Annotated in this window: 20 protein-coding genes; 5 read left to right on the forward strand and 15 right to left on the reverse strand. The window is 45.7% G+C overall.

Annotated features, from left to right (window positions below):
- Positions 1-50: 50 nt before the first annotated feature.
- The 3 genes from KVG29_RS00135 to KVG29_RS00145 are packed head-to-tail and all read right to left on the reverse strand — an operon-like array spanning position 51 to position 5312.
- Positions 51-2522, reverse strand: coding sequence for an alpha-ketoacid dehydrogenase subunit alpha/beta (locus tag KVG29_RS00135; RefSeq protein ID WP_252225607.1), 2472 nt, complete (start codon positions 2520-2522; stop codon positions 51-53).
- A 20-nt stretch (positions 2523-2542) separates the two neighbouring features.
- Positions 2543-3913: a dihydrolipoyl dehydrogenase gene (gene lpdA, locus KVG29_RS00140; RefSeq protein WP_252225608.1), complete on the reverse strand. Its 1371-nt coding sequence runs from the start codon at positions 3911-3913 to the stop codon at positions 2543-2545.
- Positions 3914-3938: 25 nt separating this feature from the next.
- Positions 3939-5312: a dihydrolipoamide acetyltransferase family protein gene (locus tag KVG29_RS00145; protein ID WP_252225609.1), complete on the reverse strand. Its 1374-nt coding sequence runs from the start codon at positions 5310-5312 to the stop codon at positions 3939-3941.
- A gap of 428 nt (positions 5313-5740) precedes the next feature.
- Here KVG29_RS00145 and srlD point away from each other — a divergent pair, with 428 nt between their 5' ends.
- Positions 5741-6535, forward strand: a complete 795-nt coding sequence (gene srlD / locus KVG29_RS00150; RefSeq protein WP_252225610.1) for a sorbitol-6-phosphate dehydrogenase — start codon at positions 5741-5743, stop codon at positions 6533-6535.
- A 176-nt stretch (positions 6536-6711) separates the two neighbouring features.
- On the opposite strand, the gene KVG29_RS00155 is transcribed toward srlD, so the two are convergent.
- The 5 genes from KVG29_RS00155 to KVG29_RS00175 all read right to left on the reverse strand — a co-directional run bounded on the left by KVG29_RS00155 (position 6712) and on the right by KVG29_RS00175 (position 11075).
- Complete coding sequence (locus KVG29_RS00155) at positions 6712-7977, reverse strand: zinc-binding dehydrogenase (RefSeq protein WP_252225611.1); 1266 nt, start codon at positions 7975-7977, stop codon at positions 6712-6714.
- Positions 7978-8127: 150 nt separating this feature from the next.
- Positions 8128-8886 carry a DeoR/GlpR family DNA-binding transcription regulator gene (locus tag KVG29_RS00160; RefSeq protein WP_252225612.1) on the reverse strand — a complete coding sequence of 253 codons (759 nt, stop codon included), beginning with the start codon at positions 8884-8886 and terminating at the stop codon, positions 8128-8130.
- 139 nt (positions 8887-9025) lie between these two features.
- A complete protein-coding gene (locus KVG29_RS00165) occupies positions 9026-9769 on the reverse strand; it encodes an SDR family oxidoreductase (RefSeq protein WP_252225613.1) in 744 nt (247 codons plus the stop codon).
- 20 nt (positions 9770-9789) lie between these two features.
- Positions 9790-10422, reverse strand: a complete 633-nt coding sequence (locus tag KVG29_RS00170) for a ThuA domain-containing protein (RefSeq protein WP_252225614.1) — start codon at positions 10420-10422, stop codon at positions 9790-9792.
- Positions 10423-10547: 125 nt separating this feature from the next.
- On the reverse strand, positions 10548-11075 hold the full coding sequence (locus tag KVG29_RS00175) for a hypothetical protein (protein WP_252225615.1): 528 nt from the start codon (positions 11073-11075) through the stop codon (positions 10548-10550).
- Positions 11076-11288: 213 nt separating this feature from the next.
- Here KVG29_RS00175 and spoVB point away from each other — a divergent pair, with 213 nt between their 5' ends.
- Positions 11289-12839, forward strand: coding sequence for a stage V sporulation protein B (gene spoVB, locus KVG29_RS00180; RefSeq protein ID WP_252225616.1), 1551 nt, complete (start codon positions 11289-11291; stop codon positions 12837-12839).
- 59 nt (positions 12840-12898) lie between these two features.
- Here spoVB and fba read toward each other — a convergent pair whose 3' ends face one another.
- Positions 12899-13840 (reverse strand): class II fructose-1,6-bisphosphate aldolase, encoded by a 942-nt coding sequence (gene fba / locus KVG29_RS00185; protein ID WP_252225617.1) that lies wholly within the window; start codon positions 13838-13840, stop codon positions 12899-12901.
- 265 nt (positions 13841-14105) lie between these two features.
- Between fba and KVG29_RS00190 the strand changes: the two genes are divergently transcribed.
- Both KVG29_RS00190 and KVG29_RS00195 read left to right on the forward strand, forming a co-directional pair.
- Positions 14106-15353 carry a 6-phosphofructokinase gene (locus tag KVG29_RS00190; RefSeq protein WP_252225618.1) on the forward strand — a complete coding sequence of 416 codons (1248 nt, stop codon included), beginning with the start codon at positions 14106-14108 and terminating at the stop codon, positions 15351-15353.
- Positions 15354-15530: 177 nt separating this feature from the next.
- Complete coding sequence (locus tag KVG29_RS00195; RefSeq protein WP_252225619.1) at positions 15531-16817, forward strand: class II aldolase/adducin family protein; 1287 nt, start codon at positions 15531-15533, stop codon at positions 16815-16817.
- 76 nt (positions 16818-16893) lie between these two features.
- Here the strand turns inward: KVG29_RS00195 and KVG29_RS00200 are convergent, their stop codons facing one another.
- The 5 genes from KVG29_RS00200 to KVG29_RS00220 all read right to left on the reverse strand — a co-directional run bounded on the left by KVG29_RS00200 (position 16894) and on the right by KVG29_RS00220 (position 22611).
- The gene (locus tag KVG29_RS00200; protein ID WP_252225620.1) at positions 16894-18012 is read right to left on the reverse strand and encodes a GNAT family N-acetyltransferase; all 1119 of its coding nucleotides are present in this window, start codon (positions 18010-18012) and stop codon (positions 16894-16896) included.
- A gap of 42 nt (positions 18013-18054) precedes the next feature.
- Positions 18055-18468, reverse strand: coding sequence for a GntR family transcriptional regulator (locus KVG29_RS00205; RefSeq protein WP_252225621.1), 414 nt, complete (start codon positions 18466-18468; stop codon positions 18055-18057).
- Positions 18469-18900: 432 nt separating this feature from the next.
- On the reverse strand, positions 18901-19872 hold the full coding sequence (locus KVG29_RS00210; RefSeq protein ID WP_252225622.1) for a phosphoglycerate dehydrogenase: 972 nt from the start codon (positions 19870-19872) through the stop codon (positions 18901-18903).
- A gap of 247 nt (positions 19873-20119) precedes the next feature.
- A complete protein-coding gene (locus KVG29_RS00215; protein ID WP_252225623.1) occupies positions 20120-21589 on the reverse strand; it encodes a nicotinate phosphoribosyltransferase in 1470 nt (489 codons plus the stop codon).
- Between the two features lie 83 nt (positions 21590-21672).
- On the reverse strand, positions 21673-22611 hold the full coding sequence (locus tag KVG29_RS00220) for an NUDIX domain-containing protein (protein WP_252225624.1): 939 nt from the start codon (positions 22609-22611) through the stop codon (positions 21673-21675).
- Positions 22612-22991: 380 nt separating this feature from the next.
- On the opposite strand from KVG29_RS00220, the gene KVG29_RS00225 reads away from it, so the two are divergent.
- Positions 22992-23924 (forward strand): magnesium transporter CorA family protein, encoded by a 933-nt coding sequence (locus KVG29_RS00225; protein WP_252225625.1) that lies wholly within the window; start codon positions 22992-22994, stop codon positions 23922-23924.
- 90 nt (positions 23925-24014) lie between these two features.
- Here the strand turns inward: KVG29_RS00225 and trpA are convergent, their stop codons facing one another.
- Positions 24015-24806 carry a tryptophan synthase subunit alpha gene (trpA, locus tag KVG29_RS00230; protein ID WP_252225887.1) on the reverse strand — a complete coding sequence of 264 codons (792 nt, stop codon included), beginning with the start codon at positions 24804-24806 and terminating at the stop codon, positions 24015-24017.
- Positions 24807-24816 lie beyond the last annotated feature (10 nt).

The raw sequence follows: 24816 nt of genomic DNA on the forward strand, positions 1-24816 counted from the left end.
ATACAAGTTCGCACTTCGCTTAAATTTCCCGAAATATACAAGTTTGCGCTTTACACTCCCAAGCGATTCCTACGCAGCTGTTCATTGACTGTGAAGTTATTGCCCACCACATGCCCTTTGAGCGGCACTATCTTTTCGTGGATGGCGTCGATTATCCAGTCGGGCTGTGGGAAGAAAAACCTCTCCAGTTCATGGGCAGGCGTAATCCAGTTCCTGGCGCCCACAACCACAGGAGGCGCATCCAGGTAATCAAAAGCCAGCTCGGTAATATTCTCCGCAAAGTCTTTGAGATAAGAAGCCCTTTCACACGCGTCGCCGGTAATGACTATCTTACCGGTCTTCTTAACCGATTCAATCACCTTCTCATAGTTGAAGGGTACAATGCTCCTTGCATCAATAACCTCGGCGGACATGCCATACTTATTCTCCAGTATCTTAGCCGCCTCCAATGCCCTATACAGCATCGCTCCTACTGTCAAAATGGTGATATCCTTACCTTCCTTCTTTATGTCGGGCTCACCTATGGGCACTTCATAATATCCCTCGGGTACGCCTCCTGGATGGAACATCTCACCTACATCGTATATTCTCTGGCTTTCGAAGAACACCACCGGGTCGGTTCCCATCAAAGCGCTGTTCATAAGGCCTTTTGCATCGTAGGGCGTTGCAGGAAATACCACTTTTAAGCCAGGTATATGGGCCACCAGAGATGTCCAGTCCTGCGAGTGCTGCGCTCCATACTTGGACCCCACAGATACCCTCAATACCACCGGCATCTTCAAAATCCCCGCACTCATAGCCTGCCACTTTGACAGCTGATTGAATATCTCGTCCCCTGCTCTTCCCATAAAATCAGCATACATGAGCTCCACAACCACCCTGCCGCCGCACATGGCATATCCCACCGCAGAGGCGACAATGGCGGCTTCCGATATGGGCGCATTAAACAACCTATGATAGGGCAAAGCCTCGGTCAGACCCCGGTACACGGCAAAGGCCCCGCCCCAGTCTCTGTTATCCTCACCGTATGCGATCAGCGTGGGGTCTACGTAAAACTTATCCAGCAAAGCCTCAAATATAGCATCGCGAAGCTGAAATACTTTATTCTTGGGCACAGGTTTGCCGTCCTGAATTCCTACCCTGACCTTTCTTTTTATCTGCTGAAGTCTTGGATTCTCTTCCTTGGGAATTAATACCTCGCATTCCCTGTCTTCCATCTTCTCTATCCTTTGATTGGAAAACATCAGACTGGCTATAGCATCGGGATTTGATACCAAATCCATCCTGGGCGATTTCTTTTCATCTATGGCCAGCCTGTATATCCTGTCAATGCGCTCCTTCACGTCGTTCAAAATAGCATCCAGCTGCTCTTGGGTGGCCACACCGGCATCAACAATCTGCTTTCTGTATGTCACTATCGAATCATGCTGCATCCATGCGTCTACCTCTTCCTTGGTCCTGTAGGTGGAGGCATCTGAAGGAGAATGCCCGCAGAACCGATAAGTCACTACATCCAGCAATACCGGCCCCTTGTTTTCCAGCAAAAGCTGTTTCTTCCTCTTTATGGCATCGATAACCGCCAGGGGGTTATATCCATCCACCCTCTCGGCGTGCATCTGCTCGGGATTTATACCGGCACCTACTCTGGCCAGTATCTGGTAAGCCATGGTCTCCCCACATGTCTGGCCACCCATGCCGTACTGGTTGTTGAAGAAATTGAATATTATGGGCAGCCCTCCCCTGTAACCTTCCTCCCACAGATACTTGAACTGGTCCATAGCAGCCATATTCATGGCCTCCCACACCGGGCCGCAACCCATAGCGCCATCGCCTATATTGGCTATCACTATGCCCTTCTTGCGGTTGACCTTTTTAAACAAGGCAGCCCCAACCGCGATTCCCGCTGAGCCTCCCACTATGGCATTGTTGGGGTAAATACCAAAGGGCGTGAAGAACGCGTGCATAGAACCGCCCAGACCTTTGTTAAATCCCGTCTCGCGGCCAAAAATCTCGGCCAGTGCGCCATACAACAGAAAATCCATGGCCAGCTCCTTAACGCTTTTATAATCTTTCTTGCTCTCCTCTACTACCTTGAGTATCCTGCCATCCCAGAACTTTTTCATTATATCCATCAGTTCATCGTCGGACATCTTCTCTATAGTAGAAAGCCCCTTGGCTATAATCTCGCCGTGGCTTCTGTGAGAGCCAAATATGAAATCATCCTTGTCCAGGTGATATGCCTGGCCTACCGCTGCTGCCTCCTGACCGATGGACAAATGCGCCGGCCCGGGATAATCATAAGGAACGCCATTATACTCACCGGTGGTCTTAACCAGCTGGAGCATGGTCTCAAATTCCCGAATTATGACCATGTCCCTATAAATTCTCACGAAATCCTCGTTGGTATAATTGGCTTTTTCCTCCTCAATGGTCTTATTGTACTGATTTACAGGGATATCCTGAAACTTAACCCATCCACTTTTTCTCACTTCATCAGGATTTACAAAAAGCTGCTTGGGCATCCAAACCCACCTCTCCCTTCTCAATCTTCAAATTGAAAAATGCATTCCCTTATGACCTCAGACACAGTCGGATGCGGGAACACCAACTCCTTTATGTCTTTTACGCGCATCTCGGCCTCAATCATCAAGCCGGCACCGTAAATGATCTCAGAGGAATAATTGCCTATCATATGCGCGCCTATCACATTCCTGTACTTTTTATTGATGAGCACCTTGCATATGCCGTCTCCTCCCTCGTTCTCAGCCACATACCTGCCGCTATAGCGCATGGAAACCTTGGCAACCTCAAATTCTATACCCTTCTGCCTTGCACTCTCCTCGGTCTCGCCCACCGACGCAACTTCTGGATTGGTGTATATAACCGACGGGATGGCATGATAGCGCACTATGTCCCGCTTGCCAAGCATGTTGTTTATACAAACCTCTGCCTCCCTGTAGGCCGTGTGCGCCAGCATATAGCGACCGTTGACATCGCCGGCAGCATACACCTCCGGCACATTGGTCTTCCCCCTGTCATCGGTCTTTACGACGCCCCTTTCAATCTCAACGCCGATATTCTCCAGGCCTATGTCCTGCACCGCCGGCTTTCGACCTACGCTCATTAACACCTTATCGGCCTCAACCGCTTCCCTTCTGCCATCGCATTCATAAACCACAGCCCCATCACATATCTCCACCACTTTTGAGTTGAGCTTGAACTCTATTCCCTTCTTCTGGTAATTCTTAAGCAAAATCTGGGAAATCTCCCTATCGATATTGCCGCCAATGTGGTCCAGCATCTCGATGATGGTCACCTTGCTGCCGGCCGAATTGAAATATGACGCCATCTCAAGGCCTATTATCCCCCCTCCTACGATAACTAAAGAGCCGGGCACCTGAGGTATATCCAATATCTCGCGATTGGTAAGGACATATCCTCTCTCCAGGCCTTCTTTGATGCCCGGTATGGGCGGGATGATGGGCACGGACCCCGTGGCGATCAACAGCCTCCTGCCAATGAAGGTATCATTATTGGCCCTGACTGTATAGCCATCGCTGCTTCTCCCTACTATGTAAGCATGACCTTCTATCACATGCACATGGTTGGCTTTAAGCTGGGAACGTATGCCCGCAACCAATGTCTTCACTACCTTGTTCTTCCGGGCTATAACTGTACGGTGATCAAGAACCACATCCTTTGCTGTAACCCCGTATTTTTCGCCAAACCTTGCATAGTCGTATATTTTAGCGGAGTGAAGCAGCGTCTTGGAGGGAATGCATCCTTCATTCAGGCAGACGCCACCCAGAGATCTCTCCTCAATAAGAAGCGTTTTAAGCCCTGCATGGCCTGCTCTCTCGGCACCCAAATAGCCTGCAGGCCCACCACCTATTACAATAAGGTCGTAAATCATCTTTTTTCACCCTTCCCCTTTTAGCTTATTTTGCTAAGAATATGCTGAAGTTCTCCAAATTGGCTTTGAGCTCCTGCAAGAACCTTGCGGCAGGAGCGCCATCCACGGCCCTGTGATCAAACGTTAGTGACAAGCCCATGGATGGATAGGTAACCAGCTTCCCGTCCACTTCTTTAATCAGCTGAACTATTGTATTCACGCCCAAAATGCCCGTCTGCGGCGAGTTGAGTATGGGGGTAAAGGCCTCAACGCCCAGAGAACCCAGGTTGGTAACCGTGAAAGTTCCTCCTTTCAAATAATCGGGATTTATGCTGCCCTTCCTGCAGGCCTCCACCAGCTCTTTGGCTTCCCGGGATATCTCATCCAGTGACTTGGTATCGGCATTGTAAATGGTGGGCACCATGAGCCCGCGTTCGGTATCCACAGCAACCCCCAGATGGACATGATTGAAAAGAAGCATTTTATCATCGAGGAAATGGGCATTCAAGGCTTTGTGGTTGAGCAGCGTCCTGGACACAACGTAGAGTATGATATCGTTGAGCGTAATGTTTGCAAGGCCCAGGCGCTCTCCCTGCTCCTTTACCTTCTTCCTAAAAGCGAGTATCTCGGTAGCATCAAATGAAGTATGTATGGTGAGCTGCGCGGTATTGGCCAGCGACTGATGCATTGCCCTGGCAATGACCTTTCTTATGTTACTGAGCTTAACCTCTTCATAGTCGGCTTCTCCAGCCTTAACCTTTTGAACAGGAGGCTGTGGCACCTCGTAATGTGCATCTCTCTTTATGCTGTCCAAATCAGCTGTGGTAACCCGTCCTCCTATTCCCGTACCGCCTATCCGCATTCCCTCTGCGCCGATATATTTATCTCTGGCGGCAAGCGTCACCAATTGGCCTTTTTCTATGAGCTGCCTTATATCCCTTTCAATTATCCTGCCATCAGGCCCGGTAGGAGTAGCTTCTCTGTAATCCACCCCCGCTCTTTCGGCCAAATTGCGAGCCCTTGGGCTGATCCTCACTCTACCGTCTTCCTGTGCGACATCGCCGCCTTCTAATTCCATTTCGCTTCCGCATTCTGCAGCCGATTGCTGTTGTCCTCCAGCCGCCACATCCTTTGCGGTAGAAGCATCCTTTCCATCAGGCATAAACTCGGAAATGTCCTCACCCTCCTGGCCAATGACGCAAACGGTGGCAAGGACCGGCACATCGTCACCCTCATCAAAGAAGACCTCCAGCAGAGTACCCTCTACCTTTGCCTCCTCATCAAAAGCAGCTTTATCGGTTTCATAGGAGAACAACAGATCGCCTACCTTTACTGCCTCGCCCTTCTTCTTGTGCCACTTGGTTATGATGCAGCTCTCAACTGTTTGCCCCTGCCGAGGCATGATTACCGGCGTAGCCATTCTTTATCTCCCCTTTTCATTTTAAACTTTTCATAGCTATAATAACCTTTCACCACTTAAATAACAGGTGACCCGTCTGATGTTTCATTGGTAAGAGCAAAAAATTAAAAGAGTGTCGAAATTTGTATTTAAAGTTTATACACCTACAAAAAGATTATCTTAAACGTTAGAATTTACCGGTAAACATCTAACAAAATAGTGTTAACTTTGATGTTATATTTCACATTTTTAAAAAACAAATATAACACGTTTTTAACATTAGCTTTACAAATTAACATGTTTGATTTCATTTTAACAGACCCAATTTTTCTTGTCAACAGTCCATGCTTGCTTTTAAAAGAAGCTTTTTCAATGTTGATTAACTGTCATTTGGCTTGTATAATAATACTAGGATTTTGTAATATTCATGTTAAATTTATCAGAAAGGAATGATGGGTATGGAACGCAAGTGCCGTCGACTGGAAAATCAAATCGCCATTGTAACCGGAGCTGGCCAGGGGTTAGGTGAAGCCATAGCCAGGCGCTTGGATGCAGAAGGCGCTAAAGTGGTTGTAACCGATATAAACTTTGAAGCAGCACAAAGGGTGGCTTCCGACCTCAACGACGCTATCGCCCTAAAAGTGGATGTTACAAAGTATGAGGAATGCGAGGAAATGTCGCGTATAACCGTAGAGAAATACGGAAGGATCGATTTACTCGTAAGCAATGCCGGCATCCTTATCGCCAAGGGCATCGATGAATTCTCCACCGAAGAATGGAAAAAGGTTATAGACGTAAACCTCATAGGCTACTTTAACTGTGCAAAAGCCGTTGCACCCATCATGATGAAGCAAAGAAAGGGCAACATCATTCAGATAAACAGCAAGTCGGGCAAGAAGGGATCTTACAAGAACTCTGCTTATGCTGCAAGCAAATTTGGCGGCATAGGTCTTACGCAAAGCCTGGCGCTCGAGCTGGCACCGTATAATATAAGGGTCAATGCCATATGTCCCGGCAATCTGCTGGATTCACCTCTGTGGGTTAACAGCCTGTATGAACAGTATGCACGCAATCAGGGACTTACCAAAGAAGAAATAAGGCAGAAATACCTAAGCCAAGTTCCGCTGGGAAGAGCATGTACATACGACGACGTGACCAACGTGCTGGTATTCCTGGCTTCTGATGAGGCCAGCTATATGACAGGTCAGGCCATCAACGTAACCGGCGGTCAGGAGATGAGATAAAAAAAGGAGATATTGCCTCATTCCCAGGGCAATATCTCCTTTTTTATTTATTACTTGCAAAGTGCTCTCTTCATTACAATTGTAATACGAAGCCCGTTTTACTGCTTAAAACAAAAATTTGCACCTTTGTAACCCCAAAAATCAACTCTATTTAGCATTTTAGCGGCTCATATGCATCAGCCTATAGGCTTGGCGTGGGCCAAGAGATACTTCTCAGCCTCTGCGCACCACAGGCCATTGTTTTTCTCTACAATCCTAGCCAGTTCGGCAAACAGAGGATCGATCTTTCCCTTTTCTTTGAAATCCGATATAGCGGTCAGCTCAAGCTCGATGTTGGTGTATATGAGCTTTTTACCGCCTGGAATCTTGGGCAGGTTCAAAGTAGTATCAACCACGCTATTTAGCCCTCCAATATGGGTAATCATAGCAGCCGGATTTATAAGCCCCTTCTCCATCATCTGTAGCGCTTCTATCATGTCCTCGGTGTTACCACCGCTGGTGCCCACCACGTGAGTGGATGCATAGTGGACGTTGTAAAAATTGATCTGGGCTGAGAAATTCGGATCGGTAGGCCCTGCAAAGAAATTCAAACAGCCATCCCTTGCCAGTATCGCATCCCCTATTTCGACCACAGACTTAACCGGCGCAAATACAAATACGTCGTCATATCCTCTGCCATCCGTTAAGGACATGAGATATTCTGCCACATTATCCATTCCAGAGGTGTTTATATATTTCAGCGTGACGCCGTTGCGCACCGCTTCCTCCACCGTAATAATCTCGCTGGCCCTCTGTAGCCTTGCCTGATCGATATCGGTTACCACCAGCAACCTGGGTTTCTTATCCCTGTGTATGGCATAATCGATAGCACCTAAACCCATGGGACCTGCTCCAGCCAGTATTGCCATATTCCCGCCTTCGACGATGCCCATGTTATGCACATATTTGCCGGGCACGGTATGGTAACTTGCATGAAACGCGCCGATGATACACGACATGGGCTCAGCCAGCGAGCCGTAAAAATAAGCCTCACCATTGTACTCAAGCAAACAGTTCATCTCCATGACCTCGTTGGGGATGATGATATAGGTTGCACTGCCCCCGATATACTTGTATGAATAGCCAGGCGCCGCCAGGCTTCCTTTGTAATTCAGCGCCGGCTGTATAGAAAATTTCTGGCCGGGCTTAAACTTGTGCTGCCACTTTTTGCCCACTTCCAGGATGACACCGCAAAATTCATGGCCTATGATGACTGGATTTGTCTCCACATCGTCAGGAACCCGCTTGTGGTCTTTCCCCTGAATAGCAGCCTTATATGAAGACATGCATATGCTGTCAGATATGACCTGCGCCAATATTTCATCATCCTTTATAGGTGGGAGCTCAAACTCCTCCAGCCTCAAATCGTTTTTGCCGTAAAGGCGCACAGCTTTGGTCTTCATAAATATCTCCTTACTCCATCCAAACCGGACAAATACACCAGTTCAGACGGCTGGGGTATTTGTAGTCCGCCTCTCCCAGTTGCCCTCCCCCAGCAGGCGGTTTTAGGACAACCTTGTGCACAACGCAGCAAACCTGATGACGAGCCTGAATCACTTTACCTCGACGCCATATCGCTCAGCGGCTTGCGCTATATCCTCAGGTAAAGGTTTATCGCATATCAGCACGTCAATGTCCTTTAAAGTTGCAAAGGTAAAGGGCATATTCTTATCGATCTTGCTGACATCCATCAAAAGTATGACCTTTCGCGCCTTCCTGATGATCGCCTTTTTAAGCTCGCATTCGTTGTAATCCCCGCAGGTAAAGCCGTACTCAAGTGAAAACCCTGATGTGGCCATAAACGCAATGTCCACATTTATATCCTTTATGAAGCTCAGGGAATTGGCACCGGAAGCTGATAGATTGTTACGGCTGAGCTGCCCTCCCACCAAAGTCACCGACGGGTTATTGTTCTTGATGATCTCCAAAGCGATGTTGGGGCCACTAGTGAGTATAGAAAGGTCCTCATCGGGCAATACTTTAGCCAAACACATGGTGGTAGTGCCCGAGTCAATGAAATACGAACGCCCCCGTTCCACAAAGGCCAATGCCTTTTTGGCAATCTTCATCTTTGCATCCACATTCTCCATGGCCCTTAAATTATACATGTCTTCCTTTAAGCTGGAGAACAGATTGATGGATTTTGCCCCTCCACGCACTCGAACGATCTGCCCCTTGGATTCGAGGTAATTAAGGTCGCGCCTCAATGTCATGGTGGACACTTCAGGAAACAGCTTTTCCAGCTCTTTGAGTTTGACTTCACCCTTATTCTGTATATACGCGTTTATAATTTCTCGCCTTTGAGCGTTCAATCCCTATCACTTCCTTAAATGCATTGTAACAAATCTGCCGTTATTTTTAACATAGATCTTGTTACAATTGTTTTTATTTATCAGTGAATTATACTTCAATTATACTAATAAAAATAATCAATTGTCAACGTTACAGATATCACCATGGCCATTCATTCAGCCTATAATCCCTTAAAACCAAGCGGTCTTCATCTATATGTATATCCCCTTCTGAATATGGCGTACCACTCAAAAAATATTGCAAAGCATATACCGCTGCTTCTTCAGGCTCCATATCAGCCTCATAATTTTTCTCTCCCGACATGTAGGTGCGCATCCACCCAGGATGATACAGCCTGAAGGTATAGCCTTCCGGTTTTAACCTGTTAAAGGTTATCTTTACCGCCATATTGAGAGCGGTTTTGGACATGCAATAGCCATACCACGCCTTTCGTGTACACGCCCCAATGCTGCCAGCTTCCGAGGACACAAAACAAAGGCGCTTTAACCTTCCCTTATCCATCAATGGCAAAAACGCTTCTACCATTCGTATGGGACCTAAAGCGTTAACGTCATAAATGCGATGCATATCCTCATAATTCAACTGCTCCCTTATATCCAATTCGTTATACTGCGAAATGATGCCCGCATTGTTAATTAGCATATCGACATGGTCCACAATTGAAGAAACCTGCATAGCAGCTGCCTTTACTGATTCATTGGATGACACATCAAGCGGTATAACATGGAGCTTTTCAGGATATCTTTTACTTAAACCCGCCAGCTGTGGCCAGCTTGGCATATACTGGCCGGCAAATACGCACCATCCCTTCTCCAAAAGCCTTTCACACAGCGCAAACCCAAGTCCGCGATCAGCACCTGTTATAACAGCTATCGGCTCCATATCTGTTCAACCTCCCATCCTTAATCCTTGACCAGCCAATTGAGTGAATTTCGCAGCAATAACTGAAAGCTGGGATGAAGCCATACATCCAAATTATGACCTGGCGTCAATACACACACCTTCCCTTTGCCATGAATGCGCACCCAGCCGGCAGGCTGTCTTCCGTGTTGAGACGTTGAGGCTAAAAAGACACATAAATCGACATTATTATCAATTTCTATGAAATAGTGTTCATCCTTTAAGGTAAAAGGCTCAAATCCATGAGTAATGACGTGCCCGTCCACAGCTTCTACCGTAACCGGGCACTGTTCGGGATGATGTGTAAACACACCGCCCAATATACCGCGAATTATGTTAGCTTCCATGTAACCCGCCGTACCCGAATGTATGGCCAGAAGGCCACCGCCATTTTGTACATAGCTTTCAAAAACGCTTTGAGCTTCTTCTGTTGCCCATTCCGTTGTATCTGTCGATGAAAAATTATTTGACTTTGCCAGTATTACCACCGGAAACCCTTTAATCATATCAGGTGTCCAATCGGCCATATTCTCTATATACGTGAACTCAAAACCATCATCTACAAGAGGATCAAGCCCGCTTTTTACCACACTTGCTGGGTGCCAACGGTCATCGCAAAAAACTAAAACCCGCATCTTGCACGCCTCCATTTCAAGAGAAATTTTTCACAGAATGGCTTACTTATTACTTATATGACAGCAACTAAGATTTAACAATAAAAATGAACACAGAGTTGTGCAATAACCCCATTGCAGCCTTATTAATAAGTCCCCAACTCCAGCCCTTTTTCAACAAAATAACGATAAGTTTCATAATTGACCGTATTGGGTATAGACCAGGCAAAAAAGCGGTTATGCTCCTGCGCATGCCTTTTGGCCTTTCGATATGCTTCAAAATTAATGCGCCTGGGATCAGGGGTCAGCAATGGCTTTATGTATTCCTCCCATCCTTTGCGATCCTTGACCAAAAAATCCACATGCTCGGGTGTACTGTCATGAAGCTTGTGCCTTCTAAGCAAGGCTCCATTTCCATCCCTAATTAAAATAGTCTCTTCTGTCTCCTCCACCACTTCGGGAACGAAATCCAAATCCGCTACAAGGTTAAACGGCCAGCACAGTTCCATATCAAACCCAAAGTGGTCGATCAGATTTTCATCCGGTCCAATATACCCGTCTTCTTGCCATTTTTTGAGCGTATCGCCCCAAAAATGCTCAAATACGCCGATACGGTCCACCGGCTTGCGCTTGAGAATATTGTGTATACGCTCAACCCCCGTCATTGTTTCCATCTTTTATCCCCCTATCCATTTTATCTTTTAACGCCTCACGAAAATATTTTACCATATTTTATCAGCAAATTCACCTTCTCACTTGAAAAATACGACGGTCAACGCCGCCCTTACACTACGGTAACATTATAGAAAGCCATGCCTACTTCTACTTGACAATAGAGGTGAATATTAATGAAATCAGAATCTTAATTGTATCGGGGGAATGGCAAATTGAAGATAAATCCCCGTTCTATGTTGTACGGAACGTTCATCTTAGCTGGGGCAAATGTCCTGGTTCGAATCATCGGATTTGTATACCAAATAATGCTGAGCCGACTGCTGGGACCTGAAGGCATGGGGGTATACCAGCTAATATTTCCTCCATATACCATTGCCCTGGCGTTGACGACCTCGGGTATACCGGTTGCCGCCTCACGGTTGGTGGCATCCAGCAACGCTACAGGTCACCGTGGGGAAATTAAGAGGGTCATATCAACAGCCCTATCGATAGTGATGGGGCTTGGTACAATCCTTTCCGCATTAATCCTGATAAACCTCGACTGGATTACCCATACCATATTAAAAGACCCACGTACCGCCATACCTCTATTCATTCTCTTCCCATGCATCATCATCACCGGCATGGGGGCGACACTTAAAGGCTATTTCTACGGCATAAAGCATACGCACCAGCCTGCCTTGGCTGAAATATTAGAACAGCTAGTCCGCATCACAACAGTCATATTTATGCTTTTATGGCTAAACCCGCAAGGCTATGAAGAATCAGCCATAGTCATCGTATTTGGCATCGTTATAGGAGAACTTGCAAGTTTATTATACCTTCACACCCGATATTATCACTCCATCAAAGCATTAAATGGGGATACCAAAACCTCATCCGTTTTTTCCTTAATCAAAAGCATTATTGCCATAGCTGTTCCCATAACCTCTACCAGGTTTATAATTACATCAATAAACTCCATCAACACCATCCTGATCCCTCAGCGCCTGATTGCCAGCGGCATGACGAACAGCCAGGCGGTATCGCTGTTTGGTATTATATCCGGGATGGTAATGCCTCTACTTTTCATCCCTTTTGCCATTACAAATGCGCTTTCCACTGTCATAATTCCCCACCTCTCGGAGGAGATGGCGCTTGGCGACTGGCAAGCCATACGCAATAATATTTCGCACGCCATCCAGTTGACATCCGTTGTCGCTTTTGCAGCTACTGCCCTTCTGCTATCCCTTGGGCAGCCCATTGGGATAGCGCTGTACGGCCAATCCCAGGTAGGGCAATTGCTAACACCCCTTACATTGAGTGTGGTCTTTCTTGCTCTTCAGCATACCTTAAGCGCCGTCTTAAACGGCCTCGACAGGCAAAAGCGCTCAACGCTAAACCTGTTTATAGGAGGAGTCATTCAAGTCTGCTGTACCTACTTCCTCGTTTCCCATCCAGCCTTGAGGATATACGGATTCATCGTTGGCTTCAACCTAAGGAACATCGCGGTATTCATGCTGAATTTTTCTGCAATAAAAAAGTTTACCGAGATTCAGATGAGATGGGCGGACTGGTTTTTGAAATCCGGCTTTGCCGCCCTTGTCATGGCTTCATTGGGACAATGTGTCTTTAACCTATCCGCACATGCCGGCTTTCCCCTCATCGTATCGCTGGCCCTGGCTACAGTAACCGGTGTAGCCTTTTTCTTAATCTCTCTTTACTCGGTAAATGGAATACCAAGCATAAAAAACAAGGCCCCTCATTCAACAGTACGTCTATGAGGAGCCTTAAAAGCTTACACCTTTAAACCATATAACTCTTCACAATATTTCGATTAATCTTACCTCACTTCGTCTGCTTTCCCAGCGCAACCCAAAACATTTACCAGCTTGTGCTTCACAAGCTCCTTAATGGCTTCTCTAGCGGGCCCTAAATACTGCCTCGGATCAAAATGGCTGGGATTCTTTGCAAAATATTCCCTGATGGTAGCAGTCATTGCAAGCCTCAAATCGGAATCGATGTTTATCTTGCAGACAGCCATGGACGCTGCCTTCCTCAGCATGTCTTCCGGCACGCCCTTTGCCCCCGGCATCTGCCCGCCGTACTTGTTGATCTTCTCCACAAATTCCGGTATTACCGAAGAAGCGCCGTGCAAAACAATCGGAAATCCGGGGAGCCTCTTTTGGATCTCCTCAAGAATATCAAACCTCAGCCTTGGCTCACCCTTAAACTTGTATGCCCCATGGCTTGTACCTATAGCAATTGCCAGTGAGTCAACCCCTGTCCTCTCAACAAACTCAGCGGCCTGGTCAGGGTCGGTAAAGAAAGCCTCCTCCTCAGACACATTTACAGCGTCTTCAATTCCAGCAAGCCTTCCCAGCTCGCCCTCTACAACTACACCTCTCTCATGGGCGTAATCGACTACCTTCTTGGTCAAAGCGATGTTCTCCTCAAATGGAAGGTGCGAACCGTCGATCATAACCGAGGTAAACCCACCGTCTATGCAGGCTTTACAAAGTTCAAAGCTGTCGCCATGGTCCAGGTGAACGCAAATGGGAAGGTCGGTCTCAATGAGGGCAGCCTCAATGAGTTTCATGAGATATGTATGTTTGGCATACTTCCGCGCACCGGCAGACACCTGCAGAATTAGAGGAGCATTTACTTCTTTTGCAGCCTCGGTAATACCTTGAATGATCTCCATGTTGTTTACATTGAACGCGCCAATAGCATAGCCACCTTCATAAGCCTTTTCAAACATTTTCTTTGACGTGACCAATGGCATAATGCAACAACCCCTTCTTTTAGCAAAATTTTTAATCATATTAATTTTATCACATCCGTTCTCAAAATCAAGGTTAATTTCAAAATTCGACTTCCAAATTCTGTTAATTTAAATTAGCTCAAAATAATTCGCTAGATTTTTGTCTACAAAAATTGCTTTTTAAAATCAAATATGGTATATTTTATAAGGTATGATGAAGTGCAGGTACATAACAACAAAATATTAACATAAATTAACATTAAAGCTTAAAAAGGGAGGTTTACCAATGGGCGAATTGAAAGGTGCTTGCATACTTGGCCAATCAGGTGGGCCTACTGCAGTCATCAATGCCACCGCGGCTGGAGTAATCCAAGAAGCTTTAAAACAGGACTGTATAACAGCAGTCTATGGAGCCGCCCACGGCATCCAGGGCATATTAAATGAGAAATTCTACGATATGAGCAAAGAAGACCCCTACGAGCTGGAATTGCTCAAAACCACTCCTTCGTCCTTGCTGGGTTCTGTGCGCTACAAGCTCAGAGACCCTGATGAAGATGATACCGATTACAAAAAGCTGCTGGAGATATTCAAAAAATACAACATAAGGTATTTCTTCTACAATGGCGGCAACGACTCCATGGACACCTGCAATAAGATAAGCAAGTACATGCAAAAAGTAGGTTATGAGTGCAGGGTAATGGGTGTACCCAAAACCATAGACAACGACCTGTGGGGTACCGACCATTGTCCGGGTTACGGCAGTGCAGCTAAATATATAGCAACATCCACAATGGAAATTTACCTCGATGTAAGGGCATACGATACAAAAATGATCACGGTATTGGAGATAATGGGTAGAAACGCAGGTTGGCTTACCGCGGCATCGGCTCTTGCAGGCGTACAGGGATATGGCCCGGATCTCATATATTTGCCTGAGATACCGTTTGACATCGACAAATTCATAGACGAGGTAATATCGGTATACGAGAAAAAGAAAAACATCATCGTGGCCGTATCTGAGGGTATAAGAGACAAAGACGGGAAATACATCTTTGAATATGGTGCCGCACTGCACAAACACACCGACGCATTCGGGCACGTTCAATTGGGCGGCCTTGCAGCTACCCTGGCGGGAATATTGAAGGAGAAAACCGGAGCCAAGGTGCGCGGCATTGAATTCAGCCTGCTCCAGAGGTGCGCAGCCCATGTCGCTTCACTGACCGATGTAAACGAAGCCTACCTTGCCGGACAAGCCGCTGTACAGTACGCGGTACAGGGTATAACCGATAAGATGGTGGCGTTTGAGAGGGCAGAAGGGCCAGAATACAAGTGCAACATCAAACTGGTCAACCTGACCGATGTTGCCAACGTAGAGAAGAAGGTACCGCGCGAATGGATAAACAAAGATGGCAACGGCGTCACCGAAGAGTTTATCAAATACGCTATGCCGCTCATTCAAGGCGAATCCAGACCGCCCTTCGAAAACGGATTGCCAAGATTTGCAAGACTGAAAAAGGTTTTAGCAACAAAATAAGACATATGATCAAACGAAAAGGGGAGTTCAATGCCCCTTTTCGTTATTATTTTATCTTTTAAAATGCTAAATAAATTTTGCTACCCAAAATGAAATTCGCAATTTTGAGGTAAAAATGGCTGTAACGAAAACAAGTCTAAGTATTAAAGTAGTCTTAAGAAAGAGGGGGCCAAAACGTTGAAATTTGAGCTGCTGCATCCAGCCGACCAAATAGTGATGATCATGGAGAGAATATATCGCTATGGTATGACCACCACATCAGGCGGCAACATATCAATCCTTGACGACAATGGCGATATATGGATCACTCCCAGCGGAATTGATAAGGGCTCACTACGCCGAAATGACATAATACGCGTGAAACCCGATGGGACCATAGAGGGAATTCACAAACCTTCAATTGAACTTCCTTTTCACGAGATGATCTATCAAAAAAGGCCTGATATAAAGGCCATTATTCACGCCCATCCGCCTGCGCTTGTGGCCTTCAGCATAGTGCGTAAAATCCCAAACACAAGGCTAATCCCCAATGTTCATTTAATATGTGGCCAGGTTGGAATAGCAGAATACGGCCTGCCAGGGAGCAGAGACCTGGGCAAAAAGATTGCGGCCCAATTTGAGAAGGGCTTTAAAACCGTTATACTCGAAAATCACGGGGTGGTGACAGGTGGCAAAAACCTGTTTGAAGCATTTATGGCCTTTGAAACCCTGGATTTCTGCGCAAAGCTTGAACTAAAAGCCCGAAGGCTCGGGAACCCCAGGAGCTTAACCGACAGGCACATAGAAATATCCAAGAACAAGCAGGATGTCACGCTGAACGAATTCATCCCCAAAAGGTTTACCAGCGAAGAAAGGGAAGCCAGGCGGAACATGTGCCAGCTCATACACCGCGCCTATGATCAGCAGCTCTTCACCAGCACGCAGGGTACATTCTCTCAAAGGCTAAGCGACGGTTCCTTTATAATCACACCCTATGGGCTGGATAGAAAATATCTCCAAGAGGAAGACCTGGTACGCATTGAAAACGGATGGAAGGAGGCAGGGAAAACCCCCAGCCGTTCGGTGCTGCTTCACAAAGCTATATACGACAAGCACCCCCACATCAATTCGGTGCTCATTGCGCACCCGCCAAACATCATGGCCTTTGCCGTCACAGATGAAAACTTTGAAACCAAGACCATACCCGAGAGCTATATAATGCTGCGAAACATACCCAAACTGCCATTTGGGTGCACCTTCAGGCAGCCCGAGATGACAGCAGATGCATTTTCCAAGGAGATATCGGTGGTGCTGGTAGAAAACGACTGCGTCATCGTAACCGGAAGCAGCCTGCTCAATGCCTTCGACAAGCTGGAAGTAGCCGAATACAGTGCCAAAGCCATCATAGCAGCCAGGGATTTGGGAGAGCTGGTAACCATCAATGATGAGCAGGTAGCTGAGATCGAAAAGGCATTTAAGCTGTAATACCATAATTTTTTGCCCCTGGCGAAATTGGTACCCAAACCGGTCATTTTCGCCAGGAGCTTTTACCTGGTCATCATTAAAGGTACTTTATATAGCACCTTCTCCGCTTGTGTTGCCTAAAATTGAAATATCGCCACTGGGATCGAACCTTCACATTAGATTCCAGCTGGGGGTTGCACTCCGCTTTGACTATGCCGTTTCTGATGCACGCCTTGTGAATCTCGCTCATCAAAATGGCATTCACGCCCTTCCCCTGTAGTTCAGGCTTTACCGCTACCAGGCACAAATCGATGGTATCGTTCTTCTTTAAAGCCTTCAAAATGTGTATGAATCCGAAGGGCAAAAGCTTTCCGCTTGTTTTCCTCATCGCCTGAGTCAAAGACGGGAATGCAATGCCAAACGCCACTACCTCACCATTTTGATCCAGAATTACTTTTACATAGTCCGGATTTACAAAACCAAAATATTGCTTGGTGTACAGCTCTATCTGCTTATCGGTTAGCGGCACCACACCATAAAGGTCCTTATAGGCCTCGTTCAAGAGGTTAAAGATGCCCTTGACATAGGGAATGAAATCTTTGGGCCTTTTTGCGTCCAGTACCTTAAGGTTAAACCTCCTTAAGGCATCCTGTGAAGCCCTTTGTATAACCTCGGGTAGCTGCAGCGGAACCTCCAATTCGTATTCAAGCCAATCCACGTCTTTAACGTAACCGTTGTTTTCCAGATGAACGGGATAATACGGATAATTATAAATAGTGGTAAAGGTGCCCATCTCATCAAATCCTTCTACCAGCATACCCTCCCTGTCAAGGTCACAAAAACCCAGAGGCCCATGCAGGCCTGTCATCCCCTTTTCCCTTGCCCAACCTTCCACAGTTGCAAGCAAAGCTTTTGATACCTCAGGGTCATCTATAAAATCTATCCACCCAAACCGCGCATTCTTTTGCTCCCATTTCTCTATGTATTTGTAATTTATGATGCCGGCAATTCGCCCTACAACCTCGCCATCCTTAAGCGCCAGCCAGTACCTGGCTTCACAGTACTCAAAAGCGGGATTTTTATCCTGGCGAAGGGTATTCATCTCATCCATCACAAGAGGCGGGACCCAGTATTTATTTCCGGCATACAGCTTATAAGGAAAATAAACGAATTTCTTTAAATCTTTTCGCGTCTTAACTTCCTTTATCTCGACCACAGTATGACCCCCTCATCATTCTTAGGTGTCCGGCTTGTACATTTAGCAGCTTTTATCCGGATTCCACTGTTCAAGCCGTTGCATGAACATAGAGTAAAGCTCCTCTTTGCTGTACTGGAGATGATAAGCCTCGGTAAACAGATAATCCAATATCCTGTTCATAAGCTCTGAACGCTGCTGGGCCGAAATCCTAAGAGTTGGTTTGCCAACAAACGCCCCGATTCCACGGGTAGTCCGTATGATACCCTCCCTTTCCAGTTCCTGATATGCCCGTGCTACAGTGTTAGGGTTTACCCCCAGCTGGCGGCTGAGCTTTCTCACAGAAGGCAGCTTATCCCCGGGTGCAAGTACTTTACTTGCAATTAAACCCTTTATTTGAATGATAATTTGCATATAAATGGGTATAGGCGCATCAGAGTCAATGACGATATTCAAGGCAGCCCTTTTCAACATCATGTTGATTTCCCCCTTCAAGTTACCAGTCCTATCACCTTGTTAAAATAACCCTTGCAATATCCATAAACCTTATAAAACGGCCCGCAATTCTCGATTGTGTATTAGTGAATTGGTACACTATTACACTAGCATGACATTACAGCAATGTCAATATTTTTTATCATCGAATATTCGGTAGCATTCGAGTAATCCAAGTTGGAGCTTTAAATCTAAAAAATAAACGCCCATGCAATTACACATGAGCGTTATAAAGAAAAATCCAATCTACTGATGTAAATTTATAAAGAGCAAATGTTCAAAAGTTAATCCTAAAGATTTAAAAATGCTGTCCCCAGCACAATGAGTAAAACCTATCCACTCCGCCTTTTAAACTCTCAAGCTGATTCTTTGCATTATTATTTCCTTATTATATACTCAATCATAAGGTGACCTTCATTTTAAATATTCCCGATTTACTATGTAGGGGCACTCCTTTCCGGTCAAAACATCGATGAGGTTTTTGACCGCCAGATTTGCCATGGCTTTTATTGCCTCCACCGTGCTCGAGCCCATATGGGGCGTTGCCACCACGTTTTTAAACTCAAACAGAGGCGAATTTCCCGGAGGCTCAACCTCAAACACATCCATGCCAAATCCCCCTAATTTGCCCGACTTCAATGCCTGATACACCGCTTGTTCGTTCACCAAGCCACCCCGTGCCGTATTGATCAAAATAGCGCCATCCTTCATCATGGAGATGGTACTTGAATTGATGATGTGTTTGGTTTGTTCTTTGAGCGGTAAATGCAGCGATATGAAATCGGAATTTGACAATACCTCTTCGAACGTGGAAATTTCAACCCCGTATTGCTGGCAAAAATCCTCATCTATCGCCGGGTCATATGCCAGCACCCTCATGGAGAAACCCTTTGCCCGCCTTGCTACACCCTTACCTATGGCTCCCAAACCTACAATCCCAAGGGTCTTGCCGTACAACTCAAGGCCCGTTATGCGCGGCCAGCCGCCCCCTTTTGTCTGTTCATCAGCATAGGGAATCTGCCTTGCAACTGAAAGCATGAGCCCAAACGCCAGGTCTGCCACCGATTCGGCATTGGCTCCCGGCGTATTTGTGACTACAATTCCCCGTTGCCCGCAGGCCTTAATATCCACCTGGTCATATCCAACCCCATACCTTGAAATCACCTTGAGCGTTGAAGGGGCCTTTTCTATCACCCTGGCCGAAACATCATCCACACCCGCTATATATCCGTCAACGCCCTCAAGCAGCGGAATAAGCTCATCGGCCGTCAGCGGACGGTTATATGGGTTACAGACAATCTCACTGGTAAACTGTTCCAGCATATGCCATGCCTCAGGGCACACCTCTCGGTTAAAAGACGTGGGTGTAACCAGTATCTTCATCATATCCGAGCGCAGGAGACTCCATCTTCTTCAAGATGGAGAGGAATGCGCTCTTTCCTCCTTTCTAACATTAACGTCTTTGCCCTCTCTATAAGTCTTAGCTTGCTATGTTTTGCACTGTCGTGTATCTTCCCCCCCTGAAAGACTTCTTATAGCAAAATACCCGCTATTATCCCAACCCTGTCTTTGAGATTACATACACCATATGATGACACAAATCAATCAATATCCATTCAAGAATAATTTACTTTTACATATTACCATATTTATTGAGCAGCTCCTGTTTCAATTCCCACAAGGGCTTAGAGAGGTCCACGTAATAATTGTGGGGATTTTCAAACCTCAATACCTCTGGCCACAGGGTATTTACCTGTTCCTGACAGTATCTCCTTATGCTGTGGATATCAGGGCTCTCATACACACACCTGCCCTTATCAAATATCTTGACAAGGAGCTTCCGTGCAATGAAGTTGGTAACTGTCTTTCGCTTCCAGGTGTGTATGGGGTCAAAGATCTCATACGGCTTGGTATCATCTATCACCTCGTCGTGCAGAGTAATCACATCCGCAATGGCCTTGCCTGTCTCTCTATCATACAACCTGTACACCTGTTTGAAACCTGGATTGGTTATTTTCTCAACATTTTCGCTTATCTTTATCTTTGGTATGACCTTACCGTTCTGCTGCACCGCCACCAGCTTATATACTCCTCCAAACACCGGCTCGCTGCTGGAGGTAATAAGCCTTTCACCCACCCCAAAGGCATCGACGGCAGCTCCTTGTTGTAACAGATCCCTGATTATATATTCATCCAGCGAGCTTGAAGCGATGATCTTGCAATCATTGAAGCCCGCTTCGTCAAGCATCTGCCGCGCTTTTTTTGACAGATACGCGATGTCGCCACTATCTATTCGTATACCCTGAGGCCTGTATCCCCTGGGAACTACCTCCTCCTTAAACACTTTAATCGCATTTGGCACACCGCTCTTCAGTACGTTGTATGTGTCTACCAACAGTATACATTTATCGGGATATGTCCTTGCGTATGCGCGGAACGCTTCCAGTTCAGATGGGAACATCTGCACCCAGCTGTGGGCCATGGTTCCCACCGCTGGCACTCCAAAATCCCTCTCGGCTATGGTGCAGGCAGTGCCCACACACCCACCTATATAAGCGGCTCTGGCGCCCAGCACCGCGCCGTCATAGCTCTGTGCCCGGCGGGAGCCAAACTCCATAACCGGCCTTCCCTGTGCCGCCCGTACGATACGGTTGGCCTTGGTAGCAATAAGGCTTTGGTGGTTTATGGTGAGAAGCACCATGGTTTCTACAAACTGAGCCTGGATGACCGGCCCTACAACCGTTACAATGGGCTCATTGGGGAATATGGGCGTACCCTCCGGAATTGCCCATACATCGCACTCAAACTTGAAGTTTTCAAGGTATTTTAAGAACTCTTCGCTGAACATCTTCTTGCTGCGGAGATATTCTATATCCTCGGGAGTAAAGCGCAGATTTTTTAAATATTCGATCAGCTGTTCAACCCCCGCCATGATGGCAAAGCCGCCACCGTCAGGCACTTTCCTGAAAAACATGTCAAAATATGCTATCGTGTCCTTAAGCCCATGCTCAAAATAACCGTTGGACATGGTAAGCTCATAAAAGTCGGTGAGCATGGTGAGGTTTTTCTTTTCCTTCCAATCAATCCTAACCAATTTCTTCATCTCCTAGCACATAAACTTTTTATAAGGTTATCGCACCTCTATTTAAGGAGGTGAAACGTGACCTCACAAATATCCATTAAAATCTACACAACGTTACTGTAATCCCATTCGGGATTGAACATATACAGTTTATCTTTTCCAGCGTATGTGCATTTTTCTTCAGCCCTAACTTCAATGGCCATGCCCGTTCTCAAAATTTTCTCAGTAAATTGGTCCGTCTCTATCTTAAACGTTGTACCCAATATGGCTTCATAAGCTCCCTTAAGCTGAGACATGGTAAAACATCTTGGCATGATGCTGAAAACCGCAGGTGTAAACCATATCTTTCTTCTGAGCTGCAGAAGCCCGTAGGTAATTATTACAGCATGGTCAAAGGCAATACCCTGCGCTTCTAGGAGTTTATACCTGGTCTTTACCACTCCATTTTCCACGCTCTTTATGGCTTTGACTACGCCATACAGCTGTTGCTGGTCATCGGAAAGGACAAGCCTGTACTTGACCTCTAGAGTATATCCATTTGATCCATTTTGAGCGGCAGCCCTTTTTTTATCCACAACCTCAAGGTTTACTTTGAACCACCTGGCATCGCTGGCATCGTCGCCGGCACTGACTTTTAACTTTGATCTATCAACCAAAGCCATGTAAGAAATGCTGACCACATGGGTGCGCGGATCACGCCCCGGCGCACCCCAGGTATAAAGCTGTTCCATATAGACCTCATCTATACCAGTTTCTTCTTTGAGCTCACGCAAGGCCGCATCTTCCGGATCTTCATTGCGGGTGACAAATCCTCCGGGGAGAGCCCATCTGCCCATAAAAGGGTGATCTCCCCTCTTTATCATCAGCACCTCTACATGCTTGGAAGATTCTCCGGTTGCACCAGCTTTTTCGTCGTCCTGCAATGTAAAGAGAAGCATATCCACCGTAAGCGCGGGATTGCTGGTAGCGTATTTGTCCGGATCATACTGCTTTAAAAACTCCTCTTCGGTCAAGCCCTGGGCGTTGACCATCTTATCTGTCATTATACCTCAGCTCCTATTTTGCCGATTCGACTTAATATCCAACTTAAAGCATAGTATTCTTACAAGTTTTTGTCAAGTTACTATAAATACAGGGGGCGCATTTTCAATATATGAGGTAACATTTGCCAATACACTAAAATTAAGCACTTTGTGGTTGTCTAAAAAGTAAAAATATTTTGCCTAGAAGTACAAGTGGTTTTAAAACGTTTGATATAACCTCGTTTGGTAATCATTTCTTCAAAAATATTAAATGCGTCCAAATACAGGCCACATAATATAAATAAATTGACTGACCTCTTTAATAGCATTATAATTTTAACAAGTTTAAATGCTTTTTAAATCCATAATATCAACCTTTAAGAAAGAAGGTGCAAAACAAGATGCTGCAGATTTTTAAGACCATAGAAGACAAACTCGATGAATTACAGGATTTTGAAGAGGGAGTGTGGGTTCACCTGACAGATCCCAGTGAATATGAGATTCAAAAGGTCTGTGAAGCCCTTCATGTAGATCCTGATTATGTCAGAGCACCATTGGATGAAGAAGAAAAACCTCGAATAGAATCAGATGGCGGAAATACCTTGATTATAGTAGATATACCCATAGTAGAAATGGAAAATAATTCATTAATTTATACCACTATCCCCTTAGGAATAATAATAACCGAAAAAAGCATTATCACTGTATGCCTCAAGGAAACATCCATTATAACCGATTTCATAGAAAACCGGGTAAAGACTTTCTACACGTACAAAAAAACGCGATTTATTCTCCAGATCCTATACAAAAACGCAGCCCAGTATCTCATGTACCTGCGTCAAATAGACAAGGCCAGCAGTATAATTGAGCTGGAACTTCATAAATCAATGAAAAATAAGGAATTAATCCAACTTTTGGCGCTGAGCAAAAGCCTTGTATACTTCACTACATCCCTTACAGCCAACGAAATAGTAATGGAAAAAATACTCAAAGCAGATTACATAAAGAAGTACCCCGATGACACCGAGTTGCTGGAAGACGTCATAGTAGAAAATAAGCAGGCAATTGAAATGGCCAATATATACACCAATATATTAAGCAGTACCATGGACGCATTTGCCTCAATTATTTCCAATAATTTAAATATAGTTATGAAATTTTTAACCTCTGTTACCATTGTGCTGGCTATTCCTACTATTGTTTATAGCTTTTTTGGTATGAACGTCAAACTTCCCTTTGAGAACAATCCAATGGCAGGAGGAATTATATTTTTGCTTTCCATCGTACTGTGCATAATTTCAGTATTCATCCTAATGAAAAAGAAGATGTTCTAGTAAACGACAGCCCTCATGGTGAGGGCTGTCGTAATTCCAGCTTAATTTCAATCCGCACTTGTATAGCAGCACATTATAAGCTCGCATTATCTATTGCAATACTTGTTTGATGCTTTTCACAAACCGGCTTACGTTTTCGAGCATTTCATCCTTGTTTGCCGCCTTATCTATAAGCGACACTATAGCGCTACCCATGATTATGCCATCGCAGTAGTCCTTAAGCTGTGATACCATGTCCGGACTTGATATACCAAACCCTATGGCTTTGGGCATATCGGTATATCTTGACACCTCTTCCATGTAGCCCTTTATGTTGGTTTGAATCTCGTCCCTTTCCCCGGTGACACCGGTTGTGGAAACGCAGTACACAAACCCACCTGCATTTTCAACAATCCTCGCTATGCGCTCATGGGATGTGGGCGCGACCAAGGGAATAAGGTGTATGCCGTATTGTTTTGATAGGTCAAAAACCTCTCCCCTCTCTTCCAAAGGCAGGTCAGGGACTATAATTCCATCTATCCCAACATCGTGTGCTTCTTTCACAAACCTCTCTATACCGTATTTAAACACCGAGTTATAATAGACCAGGTATATCAGAGGAATCGGGGTGACCTGCCTGACTGACCTTACCATGTTCATTATATCAGCTATTTTTATACCATTATTGAGCGCCCTTGCCGATGCTCTTTGAATGACCGGCCCATCAGCTAGAGGATCGGAATAGGGTATGCCCAGCTCGATGATATCTGCCCCTGCCTTCTCCATTTCAATGATCAAGTCGGCAGTGGCCTCAAGGTTGGGATTCCCGGCTGTGATGTAGGTAATAAGCGCCTTCTGGCCTCTTTTTCGCAAATTATTGAACGCCTTATCAATTCTGTTCATGGTCAAATCA

It is taken from the genome of Caldicoprobacter algeriensis (genome assembly GCF_023838525.1).
Lineage (GTDB): Bacteria > Bacillota > Clostridia > Caldicoprobacterales > Caldicoprobacteraceae > Caldicoprobacter > Caldicoprobacter algeriensis.

Bases quoted from the DNA above. Each gene is read 5' to 3' on its own strand.
- KVG29_RS00170 (WP_252225614.1), bottom strand. From the start codon at position 10,422: ATGCGGGTTTTAGTTTTTTGCGATGACCGTTGGCACCCAGCAAGTGTG.
- KVG29_RS00225 (WP_252225625.1), top strand. From the start codon at position 22,992: ATGCTGCAGATTTTTAAGACCATAGAAGACAAACTCGATGAATTACAG.
- trpA (WP_252225887.1), bottom strand. From the start codon at position 24,806: ATGAACAGAATTGATAAGGCGTTCAATAATTTGCGAAAAAGAGGCCAG.
- KVG29_RS00145 (WP_252225609.1), bottom strand. From the start codon at position 5,312: ATGGCTACGCCGGTAATCATGCCTCGGCAGGGGCAAACAGTTGAGAGC.
- KVG29_RS00215 (WP_252225623.1), bottom strand. From the start codon at position 21,589: ATGAAGAAATTGGTTAGGATTGATTGGAAGGAAAAGAAAAACCTCACC.
- KVG29_RS00190 (WP_252225618.1), top strand. From the start codon at position 14,106: ATGGGCGAATTGAAAGGTGCTTGCATACTTGGCCAATCAGGTGGGCCT.
- KVG29_RS00205 (WP_252225621.1), bottom strand. From the start codon at position 18,468: ATGATGTTGAAAAGGGCTGCCTTGAATATCGTCATTGACTCTGATGCG.
- KVG29_RS00165 (WP_252225613.1), bottom strand. From the start codon at position 9,769: ATGGAGCCGATAGCTGTTATAACAGGTGCTGATCGCGGACTTGGGTTT.
- KVG29_RS00210 (WP_252225622.1), bottom strand. From the start codon at position 19,872: ATGATGAAGATACTGGTTACACCCACGTCTTTTAACCGAGAGGTGTGC.
- KVG29_RS00175 (WP_252225615.1), bottom strand. From the start codon at position 11,075: ATGGAAACAATGACGGGGGTTGAGCGTATACACAATATTCTCAAGCGC.
- KVG29_RS00155 (WP_252225611.1), bottom strand. From the start codon at position 7,977: ATGAAGACCAAAGCTGTGCGCCTTTACGGCAAAAACGATTTGAGGCTG.
- lpdA (WP_252225608.1), bottom strand. From the start codon at position 3,913: ATGATTTACGACCTTATTGTAATAGGTGGTGGGCCTGCAGGCTATTTG.
- KVG29_RS00220 (WP_252225624.1), bottom strand. From the start codon at position 22,611: ATGACAGATAAGATGGTCAACGCCCAGGGCTTGACCGAAGAGGAGTTT.
- KVG29_RS00135 (WP_252225607.1), bottom strand. From the start codon at position 2,522: ATGCCCAAGCAGCTTTTTGTAAATCCTGATGAAGTGAGAAAAAGTGGA.
- srlD (WP_252225610.1), top strand. From the start codon at position 5,741: ATGATGGGTATGGAACGCAAGTGCCGTCGACTGGAAAATCAAATCGCC.
- fba (WP_252225617.1), bottom strand. From the start codon at position 13,840: ATGCCATTGGTCACGTCAAAGAAAATGTTTGAAAAGGCTTATGAAGGT.